11 protein-coding genes and 1 pseudogene are annotated in these 13,173 nt (G+C 51.9%); 8 read left to right on the top strand and 4 right to left on the bottom strand.

Going from position 1 to position 13,173, the window contains the following annotated elements:
* Positions 1–320: 320 nt before the first annotated feature.
* Positions 321–1,148: pseudogene (gene ltrA / locus ACQE3E_RS11205) on the top strand (group II intron reverse transcriptase/maturase); the annotation flags it as partial.
* The gene (locus ACQE3E_RS11200) at positions 1,143–1,469 is read left to right on the top strand and encodes a group II intron maturase-specific domain-containing protein (protein ID WP_427501649.1); all 327 of its coding nucleotides are present in this window, start codon (positions 1,143–1,145) and stop codon (positions 1,467–1,469) included. The pseudogene ltrA and the gene ACQE3E_RS11200, both read left to right, overlap by 6 nt.
* 284 nt (positions 1,470–1,753) lie before the next feature.
* On the opposite strand, the gene ACQE3E_RS11195 is transcribed toward ACQE3E_RS11200, so the two are convergent.
* Entirely contained in the window at positions 1,754–2,143 is a 390-nt protein-coding gene (locus ACQE3E_RS11195) for a hypothetical protein (RefSeq protein ID WP_313727913.1), read from the bottom strand.
* Positions 2,144–2,274: 131 nt separating this feature from the next.
* Between ACQE3E_RS11195 and ACQE3E_RS11190 the strand changes: the two genes are divergently transcribed.
* From ACQE3E_RS11190 to ACQE3E_RS11165, 6 genes are all read left to right on the top strand, one after another.
* Positions 2,275–2,610 (top strand): phage integrase N-terminal SAM-like domain-containing protein, encoded by a 336-nt coding sequence (locus ACQE3E_RS11190; protein ID WP_313727914.1) that lies wholly within the window; start codon positions 2,275–2,277, stop codon positions 2,608–2,610.
* Between the two features lie 224 nt (positions 2,611–2,834).
* Entirely contained in the window at positions 2,835–3,290 is a 456-nt protein-coding gene (locus ACQE3E_RS11185) for a hypothetical protein (RefSeq protein WP_313727915.1), read from the top strand.
* 969 nt (positions 3,291–4,259) lie between these two features.
* Entirely contained in the window at positions 4,260–4,667 is a 408-nt protein-coding gene (gene vapC / locus ACQE3E_RS11180) for a type II toxin-antitoxin system tRNA(fMet)-specific endonuclease VapC (RefSeq protein WP_427501627.1), read from the top strand.
* A gap of 153 nt (positions 4,668–4,820) precedes the next feature.
* Positions 4,821–7,895 (top strand): HD domain-containing protein, encoded by a 3,075-nt coding sequence (locus ACQE3E_RS11175; RefSeq protein ID WP_313727917.1) that lies wholly within the window; start codon positions 4,821–4,823, stop codon positions 7,893–7,895.
* Between the two features lie 53 nt (positions 7,896–7,948).
* Positions 7,949–8,527 (top strand): zeta toxin family protein, encoded by a 579-nt coding sequence (locus ACQE3E_RS11170; protein WP_313727918.1) that lies wholly within the window; start codon positions 7,949–7,951, stop codon positions 8,525–8,527.
* Entirely contained in the window at positions 8,524–8,742 is a 219-nt protein-coding gene (locus ACQE3E_RS11165) for a hypothetical protein (RefSeq protein WP_313727919.1), read from the top strand. Before ACQE3E_RS11170 ends, ACQE3E_RS11165 begins: the two co-directional genes overlap by 4 nt.
* 380 nt (positions 8,743–9,122) lie before the next feature.
* Here the strand turns inward: ACQE3E_RS11165 and ACQE3E_RS11160 are convergent, their stop codons facing one another.
* The 3 genes from ACQE3E_RS11160 to ACQE3E_RS11150 form a co-directional block, all read right to left on the bottom strand.
* Positions 9,123–9,824, bottom strand: coding sequence for a PA14 domain-containing protein (locus ACQE3E_RS11160; protein ID WP_313727920.1), 702 nt, complete (start codon positions 9,822–9,824; stop codon positions 9,123–9,125).
* A 311-nt stretch (positions 9,825–10,135) separates the two neighbouring features.
* On the bottom strand, positions 10,136–11,032 hold the full coding sequence (locus tag ACQE3E_RS11155) for a hypothetical protein (protein WP_168030730.1): 897 nt from the start codon (positions 11,030–11,032) through the stop codon (positions 10,136–10,138).
* 689 nt (positions 11,033–11,721) lie between these two features.
* Positions 11,722–12,777, bottom strand: coding sequence for an OmpA family protein (locus tag ACQE3E_RS11150; protein WP_313727921.1), 1,056 nt, complete (start codon positions 12,775–12,777; stop codon positions 11,722–11,724).
* Between the last annotated feature and the right edge of the window lie 396 nt (positions 12,778–13,173).

The following is a 13,173-nucleotide window of genomic DNA, read 5'->3' as shown; positions in this document are numbered from 1 at the left end:
TCGGATATAAGGCTGAGCAGCAGGGCCGAGTTGGCACAGGACAACGAAGGCCACGAATTCGCGCTGTACAGTAAATCCGGCGGTGGTGTCGTGACAGTTCATGTTCTTATCTGGGGATATCTGAGGCGCCAGCGGCTCGTCAAGAGCAGCGCGTATCGTAGCAATGCGATGTGTGACGTTTCAGAAGTCAGCAGCGGTCATAGTAGTCTTGGCGGCGGGAGTGCCGTCAGCGCGAAGGACCAAAGAAACAGGACAAGGCAGCGCCTTGCCAAACTCGGTATTGACGGAGCCCGCGACCTGCGGGAAGTGACTACCGGCGTATGACAACCGTGCACGCCTTGGAACAACCACTACTGGAAACCATCGTCGCCCGCGACAACCTGCAACGTGCCTGGAAGCGCGTGAAGGCGAACAAGGGCGCGGCTGGGGTTGATGCGATTGCCGTGGCGGATTTTCCCGCCTGGGCGCAACAACACTGGCCGACCATCAAGACGCAATTGATGAGCGGTGACTACCAACCGGACCCGGTCCGGCGGGTGTGGATACCCAAACCCAACGGCGATAAACGGCCTTTGGGCATTCCCACAATCACCGACCGTGTCATCCAGCAAGCCATCGCGCAACAACTCGCGCCGCACTTCGAACGCGAGTTCAGCCACAACAGCTACGGCTTCCGTCCCGGACGTAACGCCCACCAAGCCATCCGGCAAGTGCGCGACTATATCCGGGCGAAATACCGGATGGTGGTGGACATCGATTTGGCCGCCTTCTTCGACAACGTCAGTCACGACGTGTTGATGTGACTTCTCAGTAAACGCATTAGCGACAAGCGGGTGCTGCAACTGATCGGTCGTTATTTGCGCGCCGGCGTTATCGAAAACGGCCAATGGCAAGCGACCACTAAGGGCGTTCCCCAAGGCGGTCCGCTATCGCCGTTGCTGGCTAATATCGTGTTGCACGAGTTGGACGTTTACCTGCACCAGTGCGGCCATCGGTTTGCCCGTTACGCCGACGACTTTGTCATCTGCGTGCGTAGCCTGCGGGCGGCGCAGCGGGTGCAAGCCAACGTCACACGCTTTCTGGAGCAACGGTTGAAGCTGCATGTCAATCTCAACAAAAGCCGTATCTGTACCAGCAACGAATTGGAGTTTCTCGGGTTTTGCTTCCGAGGCAACAAAATCGTCTGGAGCGACAAAGCGCTACACCGCTTCAAACATCGCATCAAACAACTCACGGGACGTTCGTGGAGCGTCAGCCTGGCTTACCGCTACCGCGAATTGCGCCGCTATATCGTGGGCAGGATGAACTACTTTGCGTTATCGGAATATTACCGGCCAATCCCTGAATTGGATGAGTGGCTAAGGCGGCGCATGCGCTGCTGCTACTGGACAGATATATGCTCCTGCAATATCTGCATTCACGCCATCCTTGGCGATCAAACAGTGGCGGTGGCCGCGCACCAAGATTAGCCATCTGGTCAGTCTGGGCGTCAGCTTAAAGGAAGCGATTAAAACCGGCGTCAGCTCGAAAGGGCCTTACGCCATGTCGCGGACACCGATCACGCAAATGGCGATGAACAACGAGTGGTTAAAAGCGCAGGGCTTGGTGTCGATCAAAGACCAGTGGGTACGTTTTCATTACCCTGTTTCAACCGCTTGAGTAGCGGACCCGCATGCTAGGTGGTGTGGGGAGGGCGGGAGAGATACTCGCCCTTACCCGATTGGGCGTGATTTCAGCAAACGAGGGCATTTAGTTATTCGACAATCGGTGAATAATCCAGCGGGTGTTGCTGTTGGCGCCGCTCGAAGCTCTCAACCAACACCCCATCGTCTGGGACCAGAGCCCAATAGCGTTGATCGAACTCAGCCTCAAGAGGCTCCAAGTCATCGCCTTGGCGAATAGCCTTTTGAGCAGCGCCAATAATGTCGGCGATACCTCCAAAGCCCAAGTACATGTAACCGGCTTGGGCGGCAACGAGTTGCTCTGCGGAAAGGCATTCGACTGCGTGAAGGACTCCGCCATTCATGGTCGGGCCGTGAAAGAGCAGCAACCCAGCCAAAGCAGTGTCGCCGGGGCGAGGAGATTCCCCTCCACCTTGACATGCGCGATTCCAAATCTTGTCCGTGCCGGTTAGTTCATACATGGCATGACGCCCAACGTAATGTATACGACATCGCTTGTCCCATAATCCAGGGCATAATGTCGTACAATCCTTTTTTCATGATGGCAAGTTATTGTTTGTGAAAGAATTCGCTCGGGCAAACGGGACACGTTATGGAAACAAATACGACATCGGCACCGCCAAAAAAACGACTGGATCAGGTACGCGATAAAATTCGTTTCAAGCACTACGGCCTGAGTACCGAGGATACCTACGTGTCCTGGATTAAGCAATTTATTTTGTTTAACGCCAAGCGTCATCCGACGAAGATGGGCGCGGCCGAAGTCGAACGGTTCTTGACCTATCTGGCAACCAAGCGGCATGTCTCCAGTTCCACGCAAAATCAGGCTTTGTCGGCCATTCTGTTTTTGTATCGCGACGTGCTGGCGGTGCAATGGCCTTGGTTGGATGGCATGGCCGAGCTTCGCCGATCGGCGGCCTCTCAATAGTCTATCAACCCATTTTAGTCGGCTACCGCCGTCCGATTTCAACAATCGCAGGCTCTGTAACAAAGAACGCCGGTTGCCAGCCAGCGCTTGGCACTCGGATGCCATCCAACGCCTGTTAGCGCTCTAGTAAACAATGTAGCGCGTGTTTCTGAATTTAGCCTACGCTTTTCATCTGCGCACTGCCCCATCGTCCGCCGTATCAGCTATGCCCAAAGGAGCCCGACATGAACCAACATCTGATTTCTTTAAGCCTTTCCGATAATGATTTGAGCGATATAGATGCCGCCCTGAAGACATTGGAAGACCGCTTCGCCGGCTTTCTGGTCTTAACCCCGGAAGAACGTCGCGCCATCCCCAAGATGGGCGATAAAACCGAAGCGTTCTGCCGTCAGACGCTGACGGTGTCCAGCCAAAATACGTCGGCCATTCCGCCCGATCTGGATACCGCCTCGGCGGAAGCCGATCTGGCGACGCTCGATAGACTCCGCCCTCGCCTGCATCGGCTGCGCGATTTATTGAGCAGAGCCGAAGATACCGACATGGCGCTGGGCAGCGATATTTATAGTTTTAGTCTGGATGCTTACGCTTCGTTGAAAATCGCCGGTAAAGGCGCGGGATTGGAAACGCTGCGGCAGGCCGTGTCGGTTCGATTTAACCGCGGCGCCAAGCCAAAAACCTAAGCCGGCCAGCCTGTCGGCTAAACAAGATAAGTAGGTCAGCCGCCCGGCTCGGCCTTCCGGCACACCAACCAAGCTCCAGCCCATAGCGGAATAGATAAAGGCAAGGCTCGCAAGCTTTGCCGCTACCCCCGCAAGCTTATTCGCACCACTCGCAAGGTTCCAAGCCTTGCCCGCAAGGTATATGACTTTGCGGGCAAGGCAATTTTCTATGGGCGTAAGCCTAAAAGCCTTGAGCGCAAGGCATTAAACTCCAACCACACGCTTATTTGGCTAGCGCGCAACGAAAAAAACCTTGCCCGCAAGGCAAATAAGCTTGCGCGCGACTCTAATTCACTTGTGCGCAAGGCTCTGAAGCTTGCGAAGTTGGCATCGCATCGATCATGCCGACCCAGTACGTTTGTACCGGCACAAATGCGTTATTGCCAAAAGCCGCCAAACTGCGCCAGCATGCCGAAGGTGTTTAAAAACCACGGCAAACGCATCGCTATCTCGGACCGTAAAGCAGGCAAATTCACCGGTTACTGGATTTGATTTGCGTAATACGTATACACTCGCCGTAACGACATTCACGGACTACGACGATGACCTACGCCCGTATTTTTCAATCCGGCAACAGCCAGGCCGTGCGCTTACCCAAGGAATTTCGCTTTAACCTAAAAAGGGCAGTTGGCGTGTATTGCGGGCCGTTCGTGCTGAGCAACGTCGAAGCATGGACGGCTCGCAATACACTCACCAAACGGGTGAATGAAAAATCCCGCGCGCCCTTCGACAAGCTCAGGACGAACGGGATTTTTCATCGCCAAACTGCTCTTTTTAGGTTTAACGCCGACCGCGTGGAAATCTTTCGTCGCGGCGCCGAAGTCGTGTTGCGCGCCCCCCATCAACGCGGCAGCGATATTCGACCTTACCCGAAGACTTCATGGCCGAAGGCCGCGACGACAGCCAACCCCAATAGCGCGAAGCGTTTTGATGGACCCTCATTACCTGCTCGATACCAACATCTGCATCTATATCGCCAAATATCGCCCACCCGCCGTGCGCGAGCGATTCGCCCGCCACTCCGCCAGCGAACTGGCTATGTCGGTGATTACCCTGGCCGAATTGCGCTTCCGCGCCGAGAAAAGCCAGGCGCGGAAGCGCGCGATTGCGGCCATTGAAGAATTGACCGGCCTGATTCCGGTCTACGACTTGCCCGAACCAGCCGGCGAGCACTACGGACAAATCCGCGCCGAACTTCACAAAACCGGCCAGCCGATAGGCAACAACGACTTGTGGCTGGCCGCTCATGCCCGATCACAAGACTGCATACTGGTGACTAACAATGAACTCGAATTTCTCGGGGTTCCGGGATTGCGGGTTGAGAATTGGGTAAATTAATTGCTTATGATGCTTAGCAAGCGCCTGCTAGGTAACCAAATAATGTACGGTGAATAAGCGAACAGCGATCCATCTCACGACCCTAGGCACGATATAGCAACCAAGATTTGGTATTCACTTAGTAGCCTGGATATTAGTAAATGAAATCAAAATATGTCAAGTAAAGTAATCAATATCAAAAGAATTGAAGAAACAACCCTATGGAAAAAACTTCAATCTTTAAATGATAAAAATTCGAAATCTCTCATTGAGATAATACCGACTATTTGTGAAGACGCCGCAGACAGAATGAAGGCAATGCCAACGGCATCGCCTCAATATACACTGCACGATGAAAGCCATTTTCTGCGTGTCGTTGAAATTATGGCAATGGTATTGGGAGAAACAGTTGATGAATTAAACTCTATTGAGCTGTGTCTTTTGATTTTAACCGCTTACTATCATGACCAGGGGATGGTAATGACTGAAGTGGAATACAGAAAGTTATCTTCAGACCCAAAGTTTCTACTTTTTCGTGAGAATTGGTACGTCGATTACCCCAACCAAAAAGAGATCCAAGAGCAATTACAAAACACAGAAATAACAAATGATGAAAATACCCGTTTGGCGGGACTATTATCCGAGCTCGAAGCTGCGATGCTAACAGATTATCTACGCGAAACTCATGCTAAAAGATCATACGACTATGTTATTGACACATTTTCCATAGACAACCGTTTAGAAATTTATGGCATTAACTTGTCTAGTATTTTAGCAAAATTGTGCGAATCACATTATTCTCATACGCATACATTAACGCCCGCTAATGGCTACCTTTACGATCAACAAATTGGCTTAACTAAAATCAATGAGCCATTTATAGCAATCGTATTGCGATTGGCAGATATTTTAGATTTTGATGCGGACCGGACGCCGGATGTTTTGTTTCGAACCATCCATTTTTCATCTGGGATTAGCCTACGTGAATGGGAAAAACACCGTGTAATCACAGGCTGGGAAATCAATGAAAATATGGTTCGTTATACCGCCGAATACGCTCATCCTGCGTATCAAGCTGCCGCTTTCAAATTTATGGATTGGGTTGATAAAGAACTCAGTGAATGCCAAAACTTATGCCGATCATTCCCTGCGGAATTCCAACGCTACAAGCTTCCTTTACCCTCAAGTACTGACCGCTCACGGATAAAACCTAAAAACAACAGCTATATCTGTCATGACCTTGAAATCAGTTTATCCCGCAATGAGATCATCAAGCTATTGATGACCGATAAACTTTATAACCGACCATATATTTGCATCAGAGAATTGTTGCAAAACTCATTGGACGCACTCCGTTACAGAAAGGCCCTATTTGCCTCTGCTGATACGGATTGGAACAAAGGGCGGGTAGATTTTTTACACACACTGGATGACAACGGCTATGAAATCGTCCAATGCAAAGATAACGGTGCGGGGATGGATGAAAATATCGTCACACGCTTCTTTACCAAAGCCGGGCGCAGCTTTTACCGTTCACCGGATTATGAACGAGAACGGGTGGCTTTCAGGAAAAAAGGCATTGATTTTGACCCGTGCTCACAATTTGGCATTGGATTTATGTCCTGTTTTATGCTGGGTGATCGAATCAGAATCGAAACCCGCCGCGACTATGGTCAAGGAAAAAGCTGGGGCAAGCCATTAGTCATCGAAATCAATGGACTGGGTGGTTTAATCATCATCAGAAATGGCTTGGATTCGCAAGAAATTGGCACAACAGTAACTATCACTTCCCGTAAAAAGCCGTCTTTCCTGGATAGATGGGCAGACAATGTTAAGTTAGCCACAGTACTTAAGCATTTCGCTGTGGGCACTGAATTCCCAATATGGGGCAAATGCGAAATTGAAGAATTAAAGGAGGTTATCGAAATTCCAACCACTCCATCATATTTGCCCACCTTAATGAAAAAAGCCGGCGTGCCTAAGGACTCGTATATTACTATAGAACAAGACTTTTACGAAATTGATAAGTGCCTAAGCGGTTGTATTCACGAATCATTTTTAATTGACGACGCCGGGCTACCAACATTAGAAAACAAATATGCTACATGGCAAATTTTACCTAAACACAATCAAGAGTTTTTATCGCTTGTATATCAAGGTAAGTCTTTTGAGCTTAATCATAGAGAGCAGTCCCAAATATCTATTGATGGTATTTTACTTTGTGGAACAGCTGGAAGACCACAATGGCAGGATGATTTAGAAGTTAAAATGAATCTAGGCTGGAGACCAACTCATATCGAGTGTAATCCTTATTCATTGGATGTTAGGGGGAATTTAAAGCCGGAAATTACTCCAGCTAGGGAACCCATTGACCAAGCTGGAGGTTTAACCCGCCCTCCAAAATGGAAGTCACTCAGCAACATTGTGTATCTGTCAGCCGGAAGAATATGGTTAAAACTAATAAACGAGTACTTTCCAAAGGGTTTATCCAGCGAAACATTCTGGAAACTTCTAGTAGTTCACAATGGCGCGGCTCATTACATTCCTTTGAAATCTCTTTGGCAAAACGTATCCATACCTTTGTATAGTCGAGAAAATATCTCCTGGAAACGAATGCCAGAAATTGCGGCTTTGACCATATCCGACGACCATGAAAACTGGAAATTTAAAACTATAGAAAATCAGCACATTGAGTTCCCTCCATCCATTATTGAATGGGAAAAGAGAGGCGTTCAAAATCCAAACTTACAATCTCAACTTAACACTTTCGTGCTTTCATGCTGTTGTTTGTCACTACTTAATGATCAGATTGTATTGAATATTTGTCGGCCAGATGATGAATTGATAACTGCAGTGTCAAAAGCAATTACTGGCGAGATGATGTATATACAAACCTTACGCTATGAAGGTATCGTGAATAATTTAATCACCGTTCAATCGCCTGTGAAGACGGCAAATAATGCTCACCCTTTAGTTAAAGAATGCCTAAAAACACCAAGCAACAACCCGCTTTCTGAATTTTCAAATACTTTCGTTCGCTGTATAACCGATTTGGTTTGTTCTAACGAACAGGATAGGACTTTAGACAAACCTGACCGTTGGATGAAAATCTCCGCACATAAATATTTCGCAGTTGATTGGTCGAAATATCAAGACTCGGAATTGAAACCACCTTATAAGATTTGGTTAAAAGGCAAAGGCATTATTGAAATAACCGACAAACATTTTAAAGATTGGCTTTACGCGTGACATTTGGCCTATTTAAAGAGCTGGAACGTAATAACCTAAAATTTGAGTAACAAATGACAGTGCAAACCTGCTGGATAATCGCCGGTCCCAACGGCGCGGGCAAAACCACTTTCGCGCTGGAATACCTGCCTTCGGTGGCGGGCTGCCGGCGTTTCGTCAACGCCGATTTGATCGCCGCAGGCCTGTCGCCGCTGGCGCCGGAACAACATTTGCTGGCCGCCAGTCGTTTGTTTCTGCGCGAGATCGAGGATTGCATTGCAGCGCGCCAAGATTTTGCATTTGAAACCACGCTGGCCGGGCGCGGTTATTTGAAACTGATAGACCGTTTGCAATCTGAAGGGTGGCGGGTGGAATTGATTTATCTGGCCTTGCCCAGTGCCGAAATGTCACGCCTGCGAGTAGCGGAACGGGTCGCCCACGGTGGCCACAATATCCCCGAAGCGGATATTGCACGACGCTTTCCGCGTAGCCTGTACAATTTGTTGCACATTTTCGCACCGAAAGCCGATAAAACTCGCTGTTTCATGAACAGCGGAGACACCCCGGAACTGGTTTTCCAACAATCCGGCATGAACCGCGAAATACTGAGCCCCGATTTTTTTGCTTTGTTACAACAGCAGGCCCAATCATGAGCGAACCATCCAAATCCACCCTAAACTCGGACACCCAGGCGATGTTGAATTGCCTGCAACTTGCCGTCAATAAAACCCTGGAGCGCAAGCGGCGTCTCGGTCAATACGTGGTGCAATGGGACGGCGAGGCGCCGTTCGCCATTGGCGACGATGCGCCAGAGCACTTGAAGCAAGTACCGAGCAACACAACGCAGTCTAGTCGAACCGATGGGTAAAAGACCAATTTTGGAATGATTCCGTTTTGATGCCCTCTCATCCTAACCGTCGCCTTTGTGTCCCACCGCGTCGGCATCATCTCCGACACCCACGGCCTGCTGCGACCGGAAGTGCTGGCAGTTTTGCAAGGCGCGACCAGATTATCGACGCCGGCAACATTGGCAAGCCCGAGGTATTGCAGCGATTAAACGAGTTGGCGCTCCGAGGCAGGTGCTCGACGGCCGTATCAGGTCGAGCTGGACGCCGCCGGATAAACCGCGCCAAAGCGCGCGAAAAGCGCTAGCCAGGCATAGGCTTGAGCCAGCCCCGCGTCCACCGAGGGCCGGCAACCTTGAATCCATTTAATTGCAGAGCCATCCCTGTTTCAAATGGTCGAACTTCAGGTCTTGGTGCGCCCGGAGCGCGAAGCCAAACCGATGCCGCCAATCGCCGAAACAAACAGCCAAACGGCGCCGGGGATCGGTACCGCCGAGGCGTAGAGCTGGCTGGCGGACAAACTGTTGCCGTTTTGCAATACCGTCAGCCCGGTCACGCCGCCGTCCTCGAACGCCAGAACTTTGAAGGCATACAAGCCGCTGTTGGTGAATTCGACGTTGGCGGAACCGCCGCTCAGGCTGTGGTCGCCATCGGCATCGATAACGGTGGTGCCGCCGATCTGCAATCTCGCGCCGTCATCGGACGCCAAGCTGAATTGATAGGACCCAGCTGCGGCTATCGCAAGGTAACCGGTTAACACCAGGCCGTGGTCCGAAAGATTGCTAACGCTATTCGGCGACAGGTTCACCGCATTCCCGCCAAGATATTGCGCCAGTGTCGAATCGTCGCCGATGGTCGTATTGCAAGTGGGGAAGCAAATCGAAGTCGCGGTAAAGGTCGCGGTCGGACCACTGCTCTGGCCAATCAACGTTTCGGTAGTCGCCAGATTTCCCGGCCAAGAATTAAAAGCATAATAACTGCCGCTCAAACCGCTACCCGAAAGACTGGGTAGCGCAATCGAGCTGGTTAACACCACGTCGGCACGGGCGGAACCGATACCGGCCAATAATCCGAGCACCAAACAACCAGCAAACAGAGTTTTCATACATTTCTCCTAAGACCAAGAGGACGATATAAACGACTTGCCCACCAAAACCGGTGACCATACCGGGCGCTTATTTGTAACACAAACAGAACGGTTTTTAGGGGGTGTATGGAATGCGCCGGATTCAGCCCGTCAAAACCGCTCATCGCGAGCAGCCATTCACCGGCGAACATCCGCGGATTTTCCGATGCGGGCTTACGACGTGGGATATTCTCGGGCTGATGCGCAAAATGCCGGTGTACTTTACAAGACACCGGCAGGTTCATTTTCGCGGGTGATTCGGCCTAACTAAGGATTTGCTCTGCGCTTCCCTAGGCTTTGCAGTAAGACGGTATCCAACTGCGGGCCCTCATATACTCCGGCAAATCGTTGTAATCAAAGCTTTCGCCGTGTTTTATCATTTGCTCGACGTCGAATAACAACGCCACTTCGGGAATATCGTTGAAAAACAGTTTGTAAAACGGTTTCACCAAAATTCGGGAAATCCGAATTCCGATCGGACCGATAAAGTTTCGGCGCTGCCCAACGTGGGCGATCTCGTCTATCGTGATTTCGTCGAGTAAAGCCTTTAAACGGTCTCGCACTTCCGGCTCTTCGGCCAGCACGTCGTCGAACAGACGGTGTAAGTGGCAATAGTAAGTCACACCCATTAGTTCGGTAACGAAGGCCGGGGTATCCATTAAATAGCCGGGTAATTTCGGAAACTGGCGATAAAACCATTCCTTGCCGGGGCTCAACGGCGCCCATTCCACGCGGTCCAGGCCGCAGGTCTTGAGCATTTCGTCGAACAAGCGCCAATGGCAAAATTCCTCGGCCAAATGCACCCGGCTGATTTTATCCTCGACACTGTGCGAATCGGCCATCGTCGGCACCACTTCCCAGGCTGCTTTGATGCCGACCCATTCATGCCGGGCAAACTTGTAAATACTCGTCAGCATTAACGTGAGTCTATCCAAGGCGCGGGGATCGTCTTGCATCGTTACATAGTTACGGTAAAACGCGTCCGGATCGGACAAGGGTTTGCGCAAGCGCACCGGGTGCTCTTGAAAATACTGCAAGCGTGCGCGTTTTTTAGCTAAATCGCGCTCCGCTTCCAATAACTCCCCACCGTGTTGTTGGGTAAACGTCCAGTAATTGTCAAAGTTATCCAGCCGTTCCTGCCTGGTCGCGGCGGAAAAGACGGAACGGTATTGGCTTGATGAGCCCATGGGATGATTCTCCTGATTGAGGGGGTGGCAATGAGCGGAACATCGCCGGTTTAAAGTCTGTATCGTGAAACTGACCGCTTGACGCGGGTAGCGAACCGAGCCCAACGAAGCAGGCGGCGCCATTCGGAACATGCCTTCCGAAGCGCGCACCACCCGCCTGTCTTAAGACATTCTCCAGTCCGTACCCGACCGGATCACTCCGATGGCGGCTGGACATTCGGTTTTGCGGGTCCAACACGTTTTAGGTTCCTTGGGTTTGGTGAATTCGAATTTGGCGTGGCGAGGTCCGCGCGCGTACCGAGAAGTAACGCGCCGCAGGAAGATGGACAGTCGAGTTGGGGACTTCGTTCCGTTTGGTCTACGCCGAGGTTTGTGTGCGGCGCCGGACCGAGGAAATTTCGACTAGGTAGCGGCAGGGCGGCGACAAGGATACACGAAGCGAGCCTCGAGCGGGAAACAAGGCACCGATTCGATGCCGAAGCCCCAGTCGGCAACGGACGAATGTTCACGCGGCGGGAGGCTAGGCGCCCATCGCGCATTGAAGATCAACACCCAGGCAACGACTCGGCTTAGAGACCGCACGACGGTCTTGCCCAAGCCGTTAGCGTCGGTCGTTGCAACGCGCGCTCGCCGGTCCGCGGCGCTCGGATTGCCCGAACCCCACGGACCGGCGACTACCGGTATCGCCGCTATTCGATCCAGATCAGCTCGACCCGGCGATTCTCGGCCTTGCCGGCTTCGGTCTCGTTGTCGGCGATCGGTTGAGTTTCGCCGTAACCTTGCGCGGATAGTTTGTTGGTCACGCCTTTCATTTTCAAATAGTCGACGACCGCATGGGCCCGGCGTTGCGACAGTTTCATGTTGTAGGAATCGCTGCCTTCGCTGCTGGCGTGGCCTTGCACCTGGATGTCGTTTTTCTGCGGAAACGCGATCAAGTCCTTGGCAACGCCGTCCAACAGTTCCTTGGCATTCAAGCTCAGCTCGGCCGAGTCGTATTTGAAATGCTGACCTTTCAATATCAGCCGAACCGCGCAGCCCTTGGCATCGACGATAGCGCCCTTGATGGTGCCGGGACATTTATCCAGGCAATCGTTCACGCCGTCGCCGTCGGAATCCAAGGTGCTGCAATCGGGTTTGGGCGCCACCGCAAACGGCGCCGGCGCGGCGCGCGTGTCGGTCTTCGCCGCGTATTTGGGTTTATCGCCGAACGGAATCACCACGCCTAAATTGACGGTCATGTCGTGGAATTCGTCGGTGCCGGGTTGCACCTGGGCATTAAAATTGTTGTTGTAGCGATAACGTACGTCGCTGCGTATCAGCAAATGGTCGTTGACTTCGTAACTGGCGCCGACGCCCGCTTCGCCGATGAATCCGATACCGCAGTTGGCGGACGCGCAGGTGTTCATGCCGCCCAAGCCAACAACCGCGTAAGGCGAGAACTTGTCGCGGAACAAATAATATTGCAGGTCGGCGCTGCCGCCGACCAAATCCCAAGGTCCGTTCGACCCGCCAAAGCCTTGATAAAAACCTTTTAACTCGACGTTAAAGTGCTGATCGATGATTTTACCGACACCGACCCCACCGCCCCAACCGTCGCTGGCCCGCCGATCGCCGCCGCTATTGATGAAGGTCGCGAACGGCGCGACGTACCAGCGGTTGTCTGGATAGGGCTCCACCGCGTGAACGCTAGGCAGGATCGCGAAACCGACCAAGGGCGCGAACGGCAGTAAGTGTTTTTTCAGCATAATCGTTCCTTTGAGTAAAAATGGGGATTCAAAACTCGCCGCGCCGCCCGGCCAAACTGACCGGTGTGGCCTCCGAGCTGCTCTGTGTCCGGTATTGCCACGAGCGGACAGAAGCGTACGGCGCCGTGTTGTAAAAAAGCTGTTAAGTAGCTTATTCGCAACAGAGAGCGGCTGTCGGTGCGGTATCGCACATAGCCAGATAGCGCCGGATTTGCCGAACCATGGGCGGCCGGCGCCCTACGCATTCGATCATTCAATCGCCTTGCAAACTATGTTCGCTAGCACACCGACTATCCGACGCGCCCCGGTTACAGTGACTCCACGGCTTCACTCGTTCTATCCAACCCAGACCCCAGGCGTTGGAATCATCCGGAACCGATTCGAAGCGGCCCGATT

The organism is Methylomonas sp. MED-D (genome assembly GCF_050276835.1).
Lineage (GTDB): Bacteria > Pseudomonadota > Gammaproteobacteria > Methylococcales > Methylomonadaceae > Methylomonas > Methylomonas koyamae_A.
Note: the sequence above shows the minus strand (reverse complement) of the source record. Positions and strands in the feature narration are given on the sequence as shown.